Source organism: Paractinoplanes deccanensis (assembly GCF_016862115.1).
GTDB classification, from domain to species: Bacteria; Actinomycetota; Actinomycetes; order Mycobacteriales; family Micromonosporaceae; genus Actinoplanes; species Actinoplanes deccanensis.
On record NZ_BOMI01000188.1, the window covers coordinates 18972 to 37529 of the forward strand.

Consider the following 18558-nt stretch of genomic DNA (forward strand, 5'->3'; position numbering starts at 1 on the left):
GACGCGGACGGGTCAGTGAGTCAGCCGGTAGCCTGTAGCCGCGATGCCCTCTTCGGCCCCCGCTATCAGGTCGGATATGAGAAGGTCATCGCGCTTCCAGTGCTTGGCGATGACGACCCACATCAATGAGCACGCCAGATAGACGTCATCGGACGTGATGCCGTCCAGCGGAACGCGTCCCCCGGTGGCGAAACGGGCCAGATATTCCGCCTTCATCGAGTTCAGGCTCGTCTCACAGGGCACCCATGCCTTCCGTACCAGCTCGGCGATCTCGCGGACGTCGGGATCGGGATGCAGATAGAGGGGTGCTGCCAGAGCGAACGACGTTCGCATGACCCGCAGGAGATCCTGGTGGGGGACGTCGTCCGAGTCCACTTCTCGTTTCTGACCGGAATGCACTAGGAAGGAACGGACGTAACGCCCGGCGAGCGTCCGCGGAGCTCGTCGCCGCAGCTCGTCCGATCGGGGCGTACGTGGTGGACGACAGTCGCCGGTTCTCGCGGGTAGCCAGTTCTTGGCGACCAGGTAGGGCTGCCGAGTGCGCCGCCAGTGAGCGTCACCCAAGATCGATGCGTCGACATTTCCGTCCGGGAAGGCCCATTCTTGCCGATGGGCGAGGGCGATCTGCCCCTCTGCTTCGGCCAGCAGTTCGACGGCCGCACGGTCGCTGAGCTCCAAGTCGTCGGCCAACCCGAAAAGCGTGGCGTACATGATCTCCCCCAGGCCGGCGGGCAGGGCATCGCCGAGATACTCGTCGCCTATCGCCACGCGAAGTGCCGTGTCGACGTCTCGCACCAGGAAACGGTCGGCGCCGGGGGCATTGAGCACGAAGCGCCACGCGAACCTGGTGGTCATCCTGCGATCCACCTGCGGCTGGAACCTGCGCCGGGCGGCCAGCAAGAAGGCCGCGGGAATCACCGCGAAGGGCCAGCCGCCGGCGAGATCCCGGTGGAGGATCCGGTCGCGCTCGCGGACATCACCCCGAAGTGCGGCGCTGACCATCCGCGCTTCGGCGGAACGCAGGGTGCCGTTGGGTCCAGGCGGCGTGATCAGTCCTCGATCCGGATCACCTCGGTGGGTGCCCGGCGTGGTGTGGGAGGCACTTCGCCCGGCTCGTCGACATAGCCGAGCCGCACGATCAGGTAGGGCTCGCCGACCCCGGAAAGCAGCCGGCTCAGCAGACGGCGCGGCCAGGCCACCTCGACGGCCTCGCTGATGGGCGCCGTCGCCAGCCCTTCGGCGGTGGCGTGCAGGAGCAGGGCAGACATGGCCTCGCCGCCGCGTAGCAGATCGACCGGCCTGTCCGTGGTCCCGAAGATGATCACATACGTGGCGCCTTCGTCGTGGTCGGCGCCGGGAAGCATGCCGGGCGAGCCGTCCGGGAGGAAGTTGCGGACGGGCACTCGGCGCAGGCTGGGCTGCACCGCGGTGGTGGCCGGCACTCCGTCGCCGGCCCAGGCCGGCCGATGCGTCCACTTGGTCAGTTCGCTGTGATGCGCGGGGTCGAAATAGTTGGCGTCGGCGGCCTCGTCGACCGAGATGGCGAGCTCAGGCACCCGCTCATCCGGTACTACGTGCAGGTAGGCGCCCTGAGCTTCGACGAGCCGGCGCAGGCGGTCCAGGGTCTCCTCGGGCACCGGACGCTCGCCGAACGCGCGGCGATCCGTGCGTCGACGAGGAATGACGGCGACAAGCTCCTTGGCCCGCGTGTCGGCTGCGGCGCGACCCACGACCCGGATGCGGGCCAGCAGGTCGGGACGCTGTTCGTCCGGAAGGCGCCGCACGTCGGCGTGCCACCCGGCGGCGGCCAGGGACACCCGCGCGTGATGCAGGGCGCCGCCGCAGCTGATCAGCAACAGACGGCCTTCGGCATCCGTGACGCCGAGCCGGCGGGACGGATCGGAGGACAGCTCCAGCACGTCGCCGGTGAGGCGCCATTTCCACGGCTGGGTGTTGAACACCGACGGCGCTCGCAGCGATTCCCGGGCTGCCAGCTCCAGGGCGGTGCGTGCCTCGGCGCGGGTCACGTGTTCCTCGGGGCTGGTCATGACAACCTCCGGGCTCGTCCGACTCGCTCCACCGTCGCAAGCGGCAGCCGGAGCCGGTCAGGGCCGAAAGACCTGCTTTGGCCGGCCCGGCTCGGGACCTTAGTCCCACGAGGTCGGGCCCACGAGCACATGAACGGCCGGTCACCGATCGGTGAGGGTGGTGGGGTGCCGAGCCGCACCCGGCGCCGACGACCACGGTCGTCGTCCTCGCTCGCGTCACAGGAGACTGCCGTGTCAGCACAACGACCGCCGGAACCGGCGACCGATCACGTACCGGGGGTCGCGCCGCTGCTCGCCGCCCGCCGCTTCCTCAAGCGCGAGACGCTGGGCGACCACGGCCGGACGCTGCACCAGCTCCACGACAGCGCCTGGGACTCCTTCTACCGCGACCGGTGGCGGTACGACCGAGTGGTCCGCTCGACCCACGGCGTGAACTGCACCGGCTCCTGTTCGTGGAACGTGTTCGTCAAGGACGGGCTGATCACCTGGGAGCATCAGGCCACCGACTACCCGACGACCGGTCCCGACGCGCCGGACTACGAGCCCCGGGGCTGCCCGCGCGGCGCCTCGTTCTCCTGGTACGAGTACTCGCCGTCGCGCGTGCGCCACCCGTACGTCCGCGGTGTGCTCGCCGAGATGTTCCGCGAGGCGCGGCAGCGCCTGAACGACCCGGTGCTCGCGTGGGCCGAGATCGTCGAGACGCCGCTGAAGGCGCAGGCCTACAAGGCGCAGCGCGGCCGCGGTGGTTTCGTCCGGGCGAGCTGGGACGAGGCGATCGAGATGATGGCCGCCGCGCACGTCTACACCACCAAGACGTACGGCCCGGACCGGGTCGTCGGTTTCTCGCCGATCCCGGCGATGTCGATGGCGTCGTTCGCGGCCGGAACCCGGTATCACGCCCTGCTCGGCGGGACGCTGCTGAGCTTCTACGACTGGTACGCGGACCTGCCGATCGCCTCGCCGCAGATCTGGGGCGACCAGACCGACGTGCCCGAGGCCGGCGACTGGTGGAACGCCACCTACCTGATGATGTGGGGCTCCAACATCCCGGTCACCCGCACCCCCGACGCGCACTTCCTGGCCGAGGCCCGGTACAAGGGCACGAAGGTGGTCGCGGTCAGCCCGGACTACGCCGACAACGTCAAGTTCGCCGACGACTGGCTGGCGCCGCACCCCGGCACCGACGGCGCGCTCGCGATGGCCATGGGCCACGTCGTGCTCACCGAGTTCTTCCGCGACCGCCAGGTCCCGTACTTCACGGACTACGTCCGCAAGTACACCGACCTGCCGTTCCTGGTCACCCTGCGCAACACCGGCGACGCATGGGCCGCGGACCGGTTCCTCACCGCGGCGGACCTCGGTGACGAGCAGGCCGACGGCGAGCACAAGACCGTCCTGATCGACGAGCGCACCGGGCAGCCGGTCGTGCCGAACGGATCGCTCGGCTTCCGGTACGGCGAGCCGGGGCAGTGGAACCTGGATCTGGGCGACGTCGTGCCGATGCTCGGCCTGGACACCGGCGGCGAGACGGTCGAGATCGACCTCGCCCGCTTCGACATCGGCGCCACCGAGGGTGGCACCACGATCCGCCGGGGCGTGCCGATCCGCTGGATCGGCGGCCACGCCGTCACCACGGTCTTCGACCTGATGATGGCCCAGTACGGGGTGCGCCGGGACGACCTGCCGGGGGAATGGCCCGCCGGCTACGAGGACGCCGATTCGCCGAACACCCCCGCCTGGCAGGAGAAGATCACCGGCGTTCCGGCCGTGCTCGCCGCCCGCATCGGCCGCGAGTTCGCCCGCAACGCCGAGCGCAGCAAGGGCCGTTCGATGATCGTGCTGGGCGCCGGCGCCAACCAGTGGTTCCACTCCGACATGACGTACCGCGCGTTCATTTCCCTGGTCACGCTGACCGGCTGTCAGGGCGTCAACGGCGGCGGATGGGCGCACTACGTCGGCCAGGAGAAGGCCCGGCCGATCACCGGCCAGCAGCACATGTCGTTCGCGTTCGACTGGCAGCGGCCGATGCGGCACCAGGCCAGCACGCCGTTCTGGTATCTGCACACCGACCAGTGGCGCTACGAGCGGATCCCCGCCGACGAGCTGTCCTCGCCGCTGGGCACCGGACGCTTCACCGGCATGGCGTTCGCCGATACCGTCGCCGCCGCCCAGCGGATGGGCTGGAGCCCGGGGCACCCGTTCTTCAACCGCAACCCCCTCGACCTGACCTCGGCCGCCGCCGAGGCCGGCCTGAGCGTCCAGGACTACGTCGTCGCGTCGCTGCGGGACGGATCCCTGAGGACCGTTGCCGAGGACCCCGACGACCCGGCCAACTTCCCGCGCTGCCTGACCCTGTGGCGGTGCAACCTGCTCGGCTCGTCGGGCAAGGGCAACGAGTACTTCATGCGGCACCTGCTCGGCGTCGAGGGCACGGCCGGCGCCGCCGAGTGCGAGCCCGGCCGGCGCCCCCGCGACCTCACCTGGCGGGACGACGCCCCGGCCGGCAAGCTCGACCTGCTCACCGCGATCGACTTCCGGATGACCAACACCGGCCTGCACGCCGACGTGGTGCTGCCCGCGGCCACCTGGTACGAGAAGAACGACATCTCCACCACCGACATGCACCCGTTCGTGCACGCGTTCAGCCCCGCGGTCGAGCCGCCCGGCGACGCGCACACCGACTACGACGCGTTCCTGGCCCTGGCCGACAAGGTCGGCGAACTGGCCGTCGACCACCTCGGCGTCCGCCAGGACGTGCTGGCCGCGCCGTTGCAGCACGACACCCCGGACGAGCTGGCCATGCCCAGCGGCCGGGTGCGGGACTGGAAGTCCGGCGAGTGCGAGCCGGTGCCCGGCCGCACCATGCCGAAGCTGATCCAGATCGAGCGCGACTACACGCTGATCGGCACGAAGATGCGCACCGTCGGCCCGCTGCTCGACAAGGTGGGCACCACCACCAAGGCGATCACCGTCGACGTCACCCCGGAGATCGAATACCTCAAGCACCAGAACGGCGCGATCGACGGCCGGCCGTCGCTGGCCACCGCCGACCGGATGTGCGAGGCCATTTTGACGCTGTCCGGCACCACCAACGGGCGCGTAGCCGCCGCCGGCTTCGCCGAGCTCGAGAAGCGCACCGGACAGCGGTTCCGTGACCTGGTCGAGGGACACGAGAACGACCGGATCACGTACGCCGAGACGCAGGACTCGCCGCAGCCGGTGTTCACCAGCCCGGAGTGGTCCGGCTCGGAGAAGGGCGGCCGCCGGTACTCGCCGTTCACCCTCAACGTCGAGCGGCTCAAGCCCTGGCACACCATCACCGGCCGCCAGCACTTCTTCGTCGAGCACGACTGGGTGGCCGAGCTCGGCGAGCAACTGCCCGCCTTCCGACCGCCGCTGAACATGGCTCGCCACTTCGGCAAGCCCGGCGACGCGGTCGACGGGGGAGTGACCGTACGGTTCCTGACCCCGCACGCCAAATGGTCGATCCACTCGATGTACCACGACAACGAGCTCATGCTGGCGCTGTCGCGCGGCGGCCCGGTCATCTGGATGAGCGTCCAGGACGCCGAGAAGATCGGCGTACACGACAACGACTGGATCGAGGCACACAACCGCAACGGCGTCGTCGTCGCCCGCGCGGTGGTCAGCCACCGCATGCCCGAGGGCACCGTCTTCCAGTACCACTCGCCCGAGCGCACGGTGAACGTCCCCAAGGCCGAGAAGTCGGGCCGCCGCGGCGGGTACCACAACTCGATGACCAGGCTGCTCATCAAGCCGACGCACCTGGCCGGCGGGCACGCCCAGTTCACGTACGCCTTCAACTACTACGGCCCGATCGGCAGCCAGCGTGACGAGATCACCGTCATCCGCCGCCGCACTCAGGATGTCGAGTACTGATCAGGAGGAAGTGGAGAGATCATGCGGATCCGCGCGCAGGTCGCCATGGTGATGAACCTCGACAAGTGCATCGGCTGCCACACGTGCTCGGTGACGTGCAAGCAGACCTGGACCAACCGGGAGGGCACCGAGTACGTCTGGTTCAACAACGTCGAGACCAAGCCGGGCATCGGGTACCCGAAGCACTACGAGGATCAGGAACGCTGGAAAGGCGGCTGGAAGCTCGACGGCAAGGGCCGGCTCGTGCTGCGCTCGGGCGGCCGGGCCAAGCGGCTCAGCCGGATCTTCGCCAACCCGGACCTGCCCAGCATCGACGATTACTACGAGCCGGCCACCTTCGACAAAGACATCCTGGTCAGCGCGCCGGGCGGGCTGACGGACACCCCGGTCAAGCGGCCCTACTCCGCGCTGACCGGCGAGCCGATGGCCGTCACCTGGGGTGCCAACTGGGAGGACTCGCTCGGCGGGGCGCACGAGCGCGCCGACGGCGATCCCAACCTGGCGAGGATGTCCGGCGAGGCGGCCGCGAAGGTCCAGTTCGAGTTCGAGAAGACCTTCATGTTCCACCTGCCGCGCATCTGCGAGCACTGCCTCAACTCGGCCTGCGTCGCGGCCTGCCCGTCCGGCGCCATGTACAAGCGCGAGGAGGACGGCATCGTCCTGGTCGACCAGGACCGCTGTCGCGGCTGGCGGATGTGCGTGTCGGCCTGCCCGTACAAGAAGGTCTACGTCAACCACGCCACCGGCAAGGCCGAGAAGTGCACCCTCTGCTTCCCGCGTATCGAGGCCGGTCAGCCGACCATCTGCTCGGAGACCTGCGTCGGCCGGCTGCGTTACCTGGGCATCGTGCTGTACGACGAGGACGCGGTCCTCGCCGCCGCCTCGATCGAGGACGAGCGCGACCTGCTGGACGCCCAGCGCGCCGTGTTCCTCGACCCGGACGACCCCGGCGTGGAGCGGGCCGCCCGCGAGGCCGGCATGCCGGACGAGTGGATCGACGCCGCGAAGCTCTCGCCGATTCGGAAGCTGATCACCGAATACCGGATCGCGCTGCCGCTGCACCCGGAATATCGCACGCTGCCGATGGTCTGGTACGTCCCGCCGCTGTCGCCGGTCCTCGACGCCGTGTGCGCCGCCGGGCGCGACGACACCGACGCCGACGACGTCTTCCACACCATCCGTGAGCTGCGCATCCCGGTCGAGTACCTGGCCGAGCTGTTCACCGCCGGCGACGCCGAAGCGGCCGGTGGCGTGCTGATGAAGCTGGCCGCGATGCGTTCCTACATGCGGGCCCGGACCCTGGACGGCACCGTTGCCCAGGACCTGCTGGACAGCATCGGCATGACCGGCGACCAGGTGGAAGCGATGTACCGGCTGCTGGCCATCGCCAAGTACGACGAGCGGTACATCATCCCGGCCGCGCACGCCAAGGACGCCGCCGCGATCGAGGCGCAGGCCGCCGCCCACGGCGACTGCCCGGTGGGCGGCGCGGACGAGCAGTTCCACCCGGCCGTCGGGTCGGGGCTGTTCCGGCGCACCGACGGCCGTCGTGGACTCACCCTCAATCCGCTGCGGAGCCGGTCATGAGGGCGCGCGTCTTCGAGCTGGCCTCGCTGCTGCTCACCTACCCCGACACCGAGCTGCTGGACGCCGCCGACGACCTGCGGGCCGCCGCGGCGCTGATCGAGCCCGAACCCGTACGGGACGAGGTCGTCGCCTTTCTCGACTGGCTGCTGGCCGTATCGCCCATCGAGGCCCAGCGCGAGTACGTGCAGACCTTCGACCTGCGACGCCGCTCAGGGCTCTACCTCACCTACTACCTGCACGGCGACACCCGCAAGCGCGGGATGGCGCTGCTCGTGCTCAAACAGCGCTACCGTGCCCACGGCCTGCGGCTCGCCGACGGTGAACTGCCCGACCTGCTGCCGGTGGTGCTGGAGTTCGCCGCCGCGGCCGGCCCCGGCGACGGGGAAGCACCGCTGCGCCAGCACCGGCAGGGACTCGAAGTCCTCCGCGCCGCGCTGACCGATTCCGGTACGCCGTACCGCCACCTCTTGGACGCGGTCTGCGCGGTGCTGCCCGAGCTCACCGACGACGATCGGGCAGCCATCAGCGCGCTGGCCGCGGACGGGCCGCCCGTCGAGGCTGTCGGGCTCGAGAGCATCGGCGCCGGCCCGAACCTTTCCCCGTACCCGAACTGCTCCGCCGCGGAGGCCGCAAGATGAACACGTTGCTCTGGGTCGCCCTGCCCTATGCCTGCCTCGCGGTCTTCACCGCCGGGCACATCTGGCGGTGGCGGCACGACCAGTTCGGCTGGACCACCCACACCAGCCAGCTGCTGGAGAGCCGCCTGCTGCGGCTCGGCTCCCCGCTGTTCCACCTCGGCGCCTTCGGCGTCATCGGGGGACATGCGCTGGGTCTGCTGGTGCCGGCCACGCTCACCGAGAGGATCGGCGTCTCCGAGCACGTCTACCACCTGGTGTCGGTCTCGGCCGGCACGGTCACCGGGGTCGTGATGATCGCCGGGCTCGTGCTCCTGATCGCCCGACGGTTCGTCAACGGCCGGGTCCGGCGCGTCACCACGACGATGGACAAGGTTCTGTACGCCTTCCTGGCCGCCATGGTGGTGCTGGGCATGACCGCCACCGTCGGCCGCAACATGCTCGGCGGCGGCTACGACTACCGCGAGACCATCGCCGTCTGGTTCCGGGGCATCTTCTGGTTCCGGCCGCACACCGAGCTCATGGCCGGCGCCCCTCTGGTCTACCAGCTGCACGCGATCGGTGGTTTCCTCTTCCTCGCACTCTGGCCCTTCACCCGGCTGGTGCACGTGTGGTCCGCGCCGCTGGCGTATCTCTGGCGCCCGTACGTCGTCTACCGTGCCCGGCGCAGCCCGGCCCCGGCCCCGCGACCGGCTCCGGCCGTGGTCCGCGACGCCGGCCGTCAGAAGGTGTCGTCCGACAGGTGAATCGTTTCCCGCCAGGGCAGCGCGACCACCTGCCCGGCGTGTCCTCGGCTGGATCGAGGACGTCGGCGAGCCGGCGTGAGCGGGCAGCTTGGTCCCGTCAGCGAAGGACCAAGGTCCCTGTTGCCGGCCGATGGACCACGGAACGCTGGTCACCGAAGGCCCAGGCGGGCCGGAACAAGCGACCCGTGGAGGACCCATGAGCACGTCCCAGCTTCGAGCGACCAGTGGCGGCAGCCCCGGCGTCATGCTTGCTCTCGCGACGATCGGGTTCGCCGTCAACTTCTGGGCGTGGGCGCTGCTCAGTCCGCTCGCCACCAAGTTCACCACCGTCCTGCAGCTGAGCTCCTTCCAGCAGTCGCTGCTCGTGGCCGTGCCTGTCGTCGTGGGATCGCTCGGCCGGATCCCGATCGGCGCCCTGACCGACCGGCTCGGTGGCCGGATCATGTTCCCGCTGGTGTCGCTGGCCACCATCGTCCCGGTGCTCTACCTCGGCCTGTTCGGCCACGACTCGCTCGCCGCGATCCTCGTCGGCGGCTTCTTCCTCGGCATCGGCGGCACCGCCTTCGCCGTCGGCGTGCCCTTCGTCAACGCCTGGTTCCCACCCGAGCGGCGCGGCTTCGCCGTCGGCGTCTTCGGCATGGGCATGGGCGGCACCGCGATCAGCGCCCTGACCACCGTCAAGCTGGTCGACGCGAACAGCATGCGGACCCCGTTCCTGATCACCGCGACGGTCCTCGCCGCCTACGCCGTCGTCGCCTGGACGGTGTTGCGGGACGCGCCGAACCGCGTAGTGCCGACCACGCCGTTCGCGGCGCGCCTCAACGCGACCCTCAAGCTGCGCATCACCTGGCAGGCCGCCGCCCTGTACGCGGTCGCGTTCGGCGGCTACGTCGCCTTCTCCGTCTACCTGCCGGCGTACCTCAAGAACGCGTACGGCCTGACCCAGGCCGACGCCGCCAACCGGATGGCCGGCTTCGTCGTCCTCGCCGTGCTGATGCGCCCGGTCGGCGGCTGGCTCTCCGACCGCATCCCGCCCAGCCGTGTGCTCGCCGGCAGCCTGGGCATCGTCATCCTCGGCGCCCTGGCGCAGTCCTTCACGCCCGGTCTGGCACCGATCGGCACCATCGCCTTCCTCGGCATGGCGGCCGCCCTCGGCACCGGCAGCGGCGCCACCTTCGCTCTTGTCGCCCAGAAAGCCCCGGCCAACCAGGTCGGCTCGGTCACCGGCGTGGTCGGCGCGGCCGGCGGCCTCGGCGGCTTCATCCCGCCGCTGATTATGGGCTCCATCTACGGCAGCTACCACTCGTACGCCCTCGGACTGGTCCTCCTGGCCGTCGTGGCCCTCGCCGCTCTGCTGCTGGACCTGCTGTCGGTCGGCCGGCGCCGCGAAGCGATCGCCGCGGCCTGACCGGACATGTGCGATTACCGCGGTGCCCATCTAGATCATCGGCGTACGACAATCGGACCGGGTACGCCCGCGGCCAGGATAGCCACCGGCCGGACGCGATCCTCCGCGACCGCTGACCGACCCGTCCGGACGTGCACGATCTGAGATCGCCGTACCTGTTGATGTTGAAACCTGCACGACAGCATCGAAATCCGGGGTATCGATAGCGGCTGATCGTGACCGGCGGGGGTGTTGCGTGAAGTTCGGCGTACTGGGTCCCTATCTCATCCAGCCCGATAGGAAGCATGGGATAAGGGCGGCGAAGCACCGCAGCCTTCTCGCCGTGCTCACCGTCAACGCCAACAGCTTCGTCACGGTGCGGCGGCTGACCGAGGAGCTCTGGCTGGACGCGCCGCCCGGCTCGGCCGACAACCTCGTACGGCAGTACGTGTCGGCGATCCGGCGAGAGCTGCGTGACGAGTCGCTCGCCACGCTCCCCGGGGGCTACCGGCTCGACCTGCGGGACGGCGACCTCGACCGGGACGACTTCGACCGGCACCTGGCGCGCGCCCGCCGGGAGATCGCCGAGGATCGGCTCGAGAGCGGCTCGGCGGAGCTGACCGCGGCGCTGTCGCTGTGGCGCGGCGACCCGCTCGGCGACGTCGAACAGGGCCCCTCGATCACCGCGGAGGCGCGCCGGCTGGTCGAGCGCCGTCTCTCCGCCATCGAGCAGCGCATCGACGTGGACCTGCGCCGCAACCGCTACGGCCGCGCGCTGGACGAGATGGCCGCGCTGGTCACGCTCCATCCGGAGCGCGAAGGGTTGCGCGCGCGGCAGATGCGCGCGCTGTCCGCGACCGGGCGGCGGGCCGACGCGCTCGCCGCCTTCCGGGAGGGACGCGCCGCGCTGGTCGACGGGATCGGCATCGAGCCGGGCCCGGAGCTGCAGCGCCTCCACCGGCAGATCCTCAGCGGCGACCTGCCGGTCGAGTCCCGGCCTACGACCGGACCGTCGCAGCGGGCCGGGCCCGCCCAGCTGCCACCCGACCTGCCCGACCTGATCGCCCGCGACGAGGAACTGGCCGCCATCGTCGGATACCTCACCACCACCGGTGCGACCGCACCGGTGGTGGTGGTCTCCGGCAAGGTCGGCGTCGGGAAGAGCGCGCTGGTCACCCACGCCGGGCACGTGCTGCGCGACCGGTTTCCGGACGGCCAGCTCTTCCTTCCGCTGACCGGCCGCACCCCGGCCGACGCGCTGCGCGACGCACTACGGGCCTTGGGCAGCCTCGCGGCATCGGCCAAGATCAGCCTTCGTGAGCTGCGCGAGGCCTACGGCCGGGAGTTGCGCGACCGGCGCGTGCTCGTGATCGCGGACGACGCGACCGCCGAGAGCGACGTCCGCGCGCTGGTGCCGCCGGGCGCGCGCAGTGCCCTGCTGGTGACCAGCCGGTCGGTGCTGCCCGGCATCGAGGGCGCCCGCCACGTCCCGTGCCTGCCGCTCACAGAGGCGAACGCGGTGAGCATGCTCTCCGGCATCATCGGGGAGCAGCGCGCCGCCGCTGACCCCGCCGGTGTGCTGTCGCTGGTGACCCGGCTCGGCCGGCTGCCCCTGGCGATGCGCATCGCGGGTAGCCGGCTACTGGTCCACCCCGGACGCTCGGTGCGGCTGCTGTCCGAACGGCTGCGCCGGTACAACTCGCTGGACGAGCTGGCCTACGGCGGGCTGGCGATCCGCCCGCGCCTGGCCGAGAGCATGCGTCAGCTGACCGAGGCCGAGCAGCGCGTCTTCCGCCGGGCCGGGGTGCTGAGCTCGTTCGACGTCGCCACCGCGGCCCAGTTGGCCGGGCTGACCGTCGAGCAGGGCGCACACGCGGTGGACCGGTTGCTGGAACTCCATCTGGTCGACCCGGCCGACGACGGCCTGGCGACGATCGAGCGCTACGCCACCGACCTGCTGGCCCGGCAGTACGCCCGGGAGCGCCTGGCCGCCGACGATCCCCGATGGACGGTCTAAACACGGACTAAATCCCGGCTCTGCGACCCGCTAAACACCGCGGGGGCACCGTCGAAGGCATGACAAGCACACCGCTGCACGTGGATCTCGACGGCGCCGTCGCCACGGTGACCATCACCGGCACCGCGGCCGGCAACGCGCTCGGCGGGGCCGCGTTCGGCGCCATCCCAGCCACCCTGGACTCGCTCGCGGCCGACGACCGGGTCGGCGCGATCGTGCTGCGCGGCGCGGGTGACACGTTCAGCGTCGGCCTGGACCTGCGCTGGTACCTGCCGGCCTATCGGCGGGTGGAGCGGTCCGGCGACGAGCGGGCCGCCGCGCGGCGTGCCCTGCACCGGCAGACCCGCACCCTCCAGCGGGCGGTCACCGCCGTCGAGGAATGCCCGGTGCCGGTCGTCGCCGCGGTCGCGGGCCAGTGCGTCGGCGCCGCGTTGGAACTGGTCACCGCCTGCGACCTGCGGATCGCCTCGGCCGACGCGGTCTTCATCGCGGCCGAGGTGGACATCGGCGTGGTCGCCGACCTCGGGCTGCTGCAGCGCCTGCCGCGCATCGTCGGCGCCGGCGCCACCGCCGACCTGGCCCTGACCGGGCGCGAGGTGGACGCTGCCGAGGCGCTCCGCCTGGGCCTGGTCTCCCGGGTCGCCGACGAGCCGGCCGTCCTCTATCCGCTCGCCGCCGCGACGGCGGCCCGGATCGCCCGCGCCGAGCGGCACGTCACCGCGGGGATCAAGCAGGTGCTGCGGGCCAGCCGCGACCTGAGCGTCGAGCAGGGGCTCGCGCTCAGCGCGGTGTGGAGCGCCGCCTTCCTGCCCAGCACCGGATTCGCCGACCGCCTTCGTGACCGCATGGCCACCACCGCCGAAAGGAGTGCGCCGTGACCGCCGTCAGGGTCGACCCGACCGGGCTCGACGCCGAACTGCTCGACTGCTATGACGACAACCTGCAGGTGCTCGCTCGGCACGCTGGTGCCGCCGACGTGCGGGGGCCCTTCTTCCGCGACTGGGGCTTCACGGCCGAGGGACCGGAGTTCTCCCGGGAGCCGGTCGAGCGGCGGCTGCGCGAGGACACCGGGCTCACCGTGGCCTGGCACCCGCCGCTCCCCTCGGCCGTCGAGGCCTGCGCCGCGCTGCTCGCCGAGGGCCGCCCGGTGCTGGCCATGGGCGATGCCTACGACATGCCGTGGCTGCCCTACGCCGGCCACGCGCACATGACGCACTCTTTCGTGGTCGACGCGATCGACGGCGGCACCGCCGGCATCGCCGACGCCTATCACAACGACACCGCGTGGGGCTCGGCGCGGCCCGGCCGCACCGAGATCGACACCGCCCGGCTGGCCGGCCTGCTCGGCGCGGACGCACGGATCGCCACGCTCGAGCCCGCCGGGCCGGCCATGCCACTCGACCCGGCCGAGGTCATGCGCGCCAACGCGGAGGCCCTCGACGTGTCCGCGCTGCGCGACTACGCCGACCGGATCCGGCGGCTCGACGACCGGCCCGGCACCGAGGAACTCGCTCTGGCCTGCTGGCTCGGCGTACGCAGTCGCACCCGCTACGGCCGGTGGCTGGCCGCGCTTGCCGAGCGGGACCCGGCCGTGGCGCCGGTCGCGGACCGGTTCCGCGACGAGGTGGTGCCGGCCTGGCGGCGGGCGAGCGAGCGAGCGTACATCGCCCGGCAGCGCGCCGAGCGCGGCCGGGCCGTGCCCGCCGGTGCCTTCGACGCCCTGGCCGGGCCGGTCGCCGACGCCGAGGCCGCAGCGGCGGGCACGGGAGTCACCACTGGAGGAAGGGAGCACCGATGAGACTGACCGACCGATTCTTCGCCGCCGCGCGACAGTGGCCCGATCAGGCGGCCTTCGACACCGGCGACCGGGTGATCAGCTATCGCGAGGCCGCCGCACGGGTGACCGGCGCGGCGAGCCGGCTCGCGGACCGCCTCGAGCCGGGCGACCGGGTGGCGCTCAACCTCGGCAAGTCGCCCGACGCGATCATGCTGATGCTCGCCACGCTCGCTGCCGGCCTGAGCTATGTGCCGATCGACCCGGCCGCGCCCCCGGCCCGGCGCGCGTTTGTCCTCGCCGACAGCGGCGCCCGGGCGCTGATCGTGGACGACCGCACCGAGGCGGGCTGGCCCGACGACGTCGACGTGGACGTGCGCGTGCCGGCCGCCGGGCTGGCCGGGCTGCTCGCGCCGGCGTACAGCGCCGGCTTGCCGGCCGCCGACCGGGACGACACGGCCTACGTGCTCTACACCTCCGGGTCCACCGGACGGCCGAAAGGCGTGGTGATCACGCACGGCAACGCCGAGGCCTTCGTGGACTGGGCGGCCGGCTACGCCGGCGTGCGGCCGGGCGATCGGGTGGCGGTGCACGCGCCGCTGCACTTCGACCTGCCGGTCTTCGACCTCTACGCGAGCCTGACCACCGGCGCCACGGTCTGCCCGGTCAGCGAGCACGTGGCGCTCTTCCCGCAGGCGTTGCTGCGCATGCTGCGCGGCCGGCGGATCACCGTGCTGTACGCCGTACCCTCCGCTCTGATCGCCCTGCTGCACCGCAGCACCCTGACCGAGGGTGGCCTGCCGGACCTGCGCCTGCTGCTCTACGCCGGCGAGGAGTTCCACCCGGCGCCGCTGGCCCGGCTGATGGCGGCGCTGCCGGACACCGAGGTGCACAACCTGTACGGCCCGATCGAGACGAACGTGGTCACCGCCCTGCGGGTCCGCCCGGGGCATCTGCGGCTGTCCCGGATCCCGCTGGGTCACGCCGTGGCCGGTGCCCGGATCTTCCTGGTCAACGATGGCGTGCCGGTGACCGAGCCGGACCAGGCCGGCGAGATGCTGGTCAGCGGGCCGAGCCGGACACCGGGCTATCTCGACCGGCCGGAGCTGACCGCGGCCTCCCGCGCGGTGGTGCACGCGGACGGCCAGGACTGGACCTGTCACCGCACCGGCGACTACGCGACCCGCGACGCCGAGGGCGTGCTGCATTTCCTCGGCCGCCGGGACGGGCTGGTCAAGACCCGCGGCTTCCGGGTGGAGCTCGGCGAGGTCGAGGCGACCCTGCTGCGCCACGAGGCGGTGCAGGAGGCCGCGGTCGTCGCGATCGCCGACGACGAGCACACCAACGTGCTGCACGCCTTCGCCATTGCCGAGGCGGACGGCGAGGAACTGCGTCAGTGGTGCTTGCAAGCGCTGCCGCCCTACATGGTGCCGGCCACCGTGACCGTCGCCGCCGACCTGCCGCGCACGAGCACCGGCAAACTCGCCCGGCGCGAACTCGCCGAAGGGCTGAGCGCATGAACCGGCCGGACGTCACCGCCTATCTGCAACGCGTGATCACCGAGCGGCTCGGCCGCCCGGTCGGCATGGGGGACACCCTGCTCGACCAGACCGGCTTCGACTCGCTGGCGATCGTCGCAGTGATCGACCGGGTGGAGACGGATCTCGGCCTGGAGATGGACCCGGACCTGCTGGTCCCGGAGACCTTCACCGATCTCGGCACGCTCACCGAAGCGGTCTGCCGCAGCGACTCGAGGGGAACGACATGATCTCGACACCACCCACTGTGCACGGCCTCCTCGACGAGGCCACGGCCGAGGCGCCGGGGCGGACCGCCCTGGTCACCGACGACATCTCGTGGACCTATGGGGAGCTGGCGGACCGCACCCGCCGGACCGCCGCGTGGCTGCGCGAGCGGGGCGTCGGCCGCGGCGACCGGGTGCTGCTGCTCGCGCCGAACAGCGCCGAGCTGGTCTGCGCCTGCTACGCGATCTCCCGCGCCGGGGGTGTCTTCGTCGTCGTCAACAACGACACCAAGGCCTTCCAACTGCGGCACATCATCGCGAACGCCGAGCCGGCGCTGATCCTCACCGACCGCGTGCAGCGAATCCCGTCCGAGGCGGAGGTGCCGTGCGCGACGCTGAGCGAGGCGGCGGCCGCCGGCGGCGGCGAACCGCCCGCGTGGCCGGGGATCAGCAGCGACCCCGCATGCCTGATCTACACCTCGGGCAGCACCGCCGCGCCGAAGGGCGTCGTCTCGCCGCACCGGACGCTGCGGTTCGCGGTCGACGCGATCGCCGGCCGGCTCGGCCTGCGCGCCGACGACCGGATCGGCTGCCTGCTGCCGCTCTCCTTCGACTACGGCCTCTACCAGGTGTTCCTCGCCGCCCGAGCGCGTGCCACCCTGGTTCTCGGCGACCCGGCGCAGGTCGGGCCGGGGCTCACCGGGCGGCTGGAGCGCGCCGGGGTGACCGTGCTGCCGCTGGTGCCGTCGCTCGCCTCCGCGCTGCTCAGGCTGGGCCGCCGGGCCGGCACGGGCACCCTGCCGCGGTTGCGTGCGGTCACCAACACCGGGGCGCGGCTGGCCCCGGAGACCATCGACGAGCTGCGCGCCGCATTCCCGGGCGTCGCCGTCTACGCCATGTTCGGCCTCACCGAGTGCAAGCGGGTCGCCATCCTCGACCCGGCCGAGCTGGACCGCCGGCGCGGCTCGGTCGGCCGCCCGCTGACGGACACCGAGTGCCTCGTCGTCGACGAGCAGGGCCGGCCGCTGCCCGCGGGCGAGACCGGTGAGCTGGTCGTGCGCGGCCCGCACGTGATGGCCGGCTACTGGCGGGCGCCGGAGCAGACCGCGCGACGGTTCCGCCCGTGGGGCCCGGCGGCCGAGACAGCGCTGTTCACCGGCGACCTCTGCGCGCTCGACGAGGACGGCTACCTCTACTTCCGGGGGCGCTTCGACGACGTCTACAAGAGCCGCGGGCACCGGGTCAGCACGCTCGAGGTGGAGGCCGCGGCCCTGGACATCCCCGGCGTGGCCGAGGCGGCCGTCGTGCCGCCGGACGGCGACAGCGACGGCGCCCGCATCTTCGTCACGGGAACGGCGAACGCGGCCACCGTGCTGGCCGGGCTGCGGGAGCGGCTCGAGGCGGCGAAGGTGCCCGATGGCGTACGCGTGCTGGAGCAGTTGCCGCTGAACACCAACCGCAAGGTGGACCGCCACCAGTTGCGTGCCCTGGACGAGGCAGCCCGATGAGCGCCCGGCAGCTCGTGGAGCGCTTCGGCAGCCCGCTCTACGCCTACGACATCAGCACGATAGGGGCCGCGCACGCCGACCTCACCGGTCAGCTGCCCGCCGGCTCGCGGGTGCTCTACTCGGTGAAGGCCAACCCGCACCCCGAGCTGATCCGGCATCTGCACCGGCTCGGCTGCGGCGTGGAGGTGAGCTCCACCGGCGAGCTCGACGCAGCGCTCGTCGCGGGCGTGCCCACGGGCGACATCGTGCACAACGGACCGGCCAAGTCGCGGGCCGAGCTGGAGCACGCGGTGAACGCCGGGGTGCGGCTCTTCTCCGTCGACTCGGCGGCGCAGCTGCGCGCGCTGGGACACGTGGCGGCGCAGCACGATCAGACCGTCGACGCGCTGCTGCGGGTCAATGGTGACAGCCACCCGGCAGGTGCCGGGCTGGCGATGACCGGCACGTCCTCGCAGTTCGGCGTCGACGCCGCGGTGCTGCGGGCCGACCCGGGCAGCTTCCGCCACCCGCACGTCACCGTGCGCGGCCTGCACTTCTATCTCGGCACGAACATCGCCGACGAGGCCGCCCTGCTGGACGTCTTCGGCACCGCGATGCGGCTCGCCGAGCGGCTGCGGGAGGTGCTGCCGGGATCGCTCGACATCCTCGACCTCGGCGGCGGTTTCGCGGCGCCCTATGCCCGGGCCGGCTCCCGGCCCCGCTATCCCGGCCTGCGCCGGGCCCTCACCGACCTGCTCGACCGGCACATGCCGCACCGGCCGGCGGTCTGTTTCGAGTCCGGCCGCTACCTGACCGCCGAGTGTGGCCGGTTGGTCGCGACCGTGCAGGACGTCAAGGAATCCAAGGGGCGCACCTTCGTGCTCCTGGACAGCGGCATCAACCACCTCGGCGGGATGGCCGGGCTGCGCCGGGTGCCGCCGCTGATGCCCGAACTCAGCGTGACCGCCGACGACCGTACCCCGGTCACCTGCGACGTGGTCGGCCCGCTCTGCACCCCGCTGGACGCGTGGAGCCGGCGGGTGGAACTGCCGCGGCCGCGGGCCGGCGACGTCGTGGAGGTGCCCAACGTGGGCGCCTACGGCCTGACCGGAAGCCTGATCGGCTTTCTCAGCCACGAGCCGCCCGTGGAGGTCGTCCTGGACGGCGACCGCCCGCTGCACGTCTCGCGGCTCTCACTGGTCCGCTCCGCGCACAAGGAAGTGTGACAACCGA

At 71.8% G+C, this 18558-nt stretch carries 14 protein-coding genes; 12 read left to right on the forward strand and 2 right to left on the reverse strand.

The window, feature by feature from the left end; all coding sequences use genetic code 11:
* Positions 1–12 precede the first annotated feature (12 nt).
* Complete coding sequence (locus Ade02nite_RS44260) at positions 13–1002, reverse strand: hypothetical protein (protein WP_203777262.1); 990 nt, start codon at positions 1000–1002, stop codon at positions 13–15.
* Between the two features lie 47 nt (positions 1003–1049).
* Positions 1050–2048: an Acg family FMN-binding oxidoreductase gene (locus tag Ade02nite_RS44265; protein ID WP_203777264.1), complete on the reverse strand. Its 999-nt coding sequence runs from the start codon at positions 2046–2048 to the stop codon at positions 1050–1052.
* 231 nt (positions 2049–2279) lie between these two features.
* Here Ade02nite_RS44265 and Ade02nite_RS44270 point away from each other — a divergent pair, with 231 nt between their 5' ends.
* The 12 genes from Ade02nite_RS44270 (at position 2280) to Ade02nite_RS44325 (ending at position 18551) form a co-directional block, all read left to right on the forward strand.
* The gene (locus tag Ade02nite_RS44270; protein WP_203777266.1) at positions 2280–5948 is read left to right on the forward strand and encodes a nitrate reductase subunit alpha; all 3669 of its coding nucleotides are present in this window, start codon (positions 2280–2282) and stop codon (positions 5946–5948) included.
* Between the two features lie 21 nt (positions 5949–5969).
* Positions 5970–7535, forward strand: a complete 1566-nt coding sequence (narH, locus tag Ade02nite_RS44275) for a nitrate reductase subunit beta (RefSeq protein ID WP_203777268.1) — start codon at positions 5970–5972, stop codon at positions 7533–7535.
* Positions 7532–8173: a nitrate reductase molybdenum cofactor assembly chaperone gene (narJ, locus tag Ade02nite_RS44280; RefSeq protein ID WP_203777270.1), complete on the forward strand. Its 642-nt coding sequence runs from the start codon at positions 7532–7534 to the stop codon at positions 8171–8173. Before narH ends, narJ begins: the two co-directional genes overlap by 4 nt.
* Positions 8170–8916 carry a respiratory nitrate reductase subunit gamma gene (narI, locus tag Ade02nite_RS44285; protein WP_203777272.1) on the forward strand — a complete coding sequence of 249 codons (747 nt, stop codon included), beginning with the start codon at positions 8170–8172 and terminating at the stop codon, positions 8914–8916. The genes narJ and narI overlap by 4 nt, the downstream gene beginning before the upstream one ends.
* A 196-nt stretch (positions 8917–9112) precedes the next feature.
* A complete protein-coding gene (locus tag Ade02nite_RS44290; RefSeq protein WP_203777274.1) occupies positions 9113–10324 on the forward strand; it encodes an MFS transporter in 1212 nt (403 codons plus the stop codon).
* 235 nt (positions 10325–10559) lie between these two features.
* A complete protein-coding gene (locus Ade02nite_RS44295; RefSeq protein ID WP_275409996.1) occupies positions 10560–12320 on the forward strand; it encodes an AfsR/SARP family transcriptional regulator in 1761 nt (586 codons plus the stop codon).
* Positions 12321–12379: 59 nt separating this feature from the next.
* On the forward strand, positions 12380–13198 hold the full coding sequence (locus Ade02nite_RS44300) for an enoyl-CoA hydratase-related protein (protein WP_203777278.1): 819 nt from the start codon (positions 12380–12382) through the stop codon (positions 13196–13198).
* Positions 13195–14118 carry a cysteine peptidase family C39 domain-containing protein gene (locus Ade02nite_RS44305; protein ID WP_203777280.1) on the forward strand — a complete coding sequence of 308 codons (924 nt, stop codon included), beginning with the start codon at positions 13195–13197 and terminating at the stop codon, positions 14116–14118. The genes Ade02nite_RS44300 and Ade02nite_RS44305 overlap by 4 nt, the downstream gene beginning before the upstream one ends.
* On the forward strand, positions 14115–15614 hold the full coding sequence (locus Ade02nite_RS44310) for an amino acid adenylation domain-containing protein (protein WP_203777282.1): 1500 nt from the start codon (positions 14115–14117) through the stop codon (positions 15612–15614). Before Ade02nite_RS44305 ends, Ade02nite_RS44310 begins: the two co-directional genes overlap by 4 nt.
* Positions 15611–15862, forward strand: a complete 252-nt coding sequence (locus Ade02nite_RS44315; RefSeq protein WP_203777284.1) for an acyl carrier protein — start codon at positions 15611–15613, stop codon at positions 15860–15862. Before Ade02nite_RS44310 ends, Ade02nite_RS44315 begins: the two co-directional genes overlap by 4 nt.
* Positions 15859–17346, forward strand: coding sequence for a class I adenylate-forming enzyme family protein (locus Ade02nite_RS44320; protein WP_203777286.1), 1488 nt, complete (start codon positions 15859–15861; stop codon positions 17344–17346). Before Ade02nite_RS44315 ends, Ade02nite_RS44320 begins: the two co-directional genes overlap by 4 nt.
* Entirely contained in the window at positions 17343–18551 is a 1209-nt protein-coding gene (locus Ade02nite_RS44325) for a type III PLP-dependent enzyme domain-containing protein (RefSeq protein ID WP_203777288.1), read from the forward strand. The genes Ade02nite_RS44320 and Ade02nite_RS44325 overlap by 4 nt, the downstream gene beginning before the upstream one ends.
* Positions 18552–18558: the final 7 nt, after the last annotated feature.

Bases quoted from the DNA above. Each gene is read 5' to 3' on its own strand.
- Ade02nite_RS44260 (WP_203777262.1), bottom strand. From the start codon at position 1,002: ATGGTCAGCGCCGCACTTCGGGGTGATGTCCGCGAGCGCGACCGGATC.
- Ade02nite_RS44265 (WP_203777264.1), bottom strand. From the start codon at position 2,048: ATGACCAGCCCCGAGGAACACGTGACCCGCGCCGAGGCACGCACCGCC.
- narH (WP_203777268.1), top strand. From the start codon at position 5,970: ATGCGGATCCGCGCGCAGGTCGCCATGGTGATGAACCTCGACAAGTGC.
- narJ (WP_203777270.1), top strand. From the start codon at position 7,532: ATGAGGGCGCGCGTCTTCGAGCTGGCCTCGCTGCTGCTCACCTACCCC.
- narI (WP_203777272.1), top strand. From the start codon at position 8,170: ATGAACACGTTGCTCTGGGTCGCCCTGCCCTATGCCTGCCTCGCGGTC.
- Ade02nite_RS44290 (WP_203777274.1), top strand. From the start codon at position 9,113: ATGAGCACGTCCCAGCTTCGAGCGACCAGTGGCGGCAGCCCCGGCGTC.
- Ade02nite_RS44300 (WP_203777278.1), top strand. From the start codon at position 12,380: ATGACAAGCACACCGCTGCACGTGGATCTCGACGGCGCCGTCGCCACG.
- Ade02nite_RS44310 (WP_203777282.1), top strand. From the start codon at position 14,115: ATGAGACTGACCGACCGATTCTTCGCCGCCGCGCGACAGTGGCCCGAT.
- Ade02nite_RS44315 (WP_203777284.1), top strand. From the start codon at position 15,611: ATGAACCGGCCGGACGTCACCGCCTATCTGCAACGCGTGATCACCGAG.
- Ade02nite_RS44320 (WP_203777286.1), top strand. From the start codon at position 15,859: ATGATCTCGACACCACCCACTGTGCACGGCCTCCTCGACGAGGCCACG.
- Ade02nite_RS44325 (WP_203777288.1), top strand. From the start codon at position 17,343: ATGAGCGCCCGGCAGCTCGTGGAGCGCTTCGGCAGCCCGCTCTACGCC.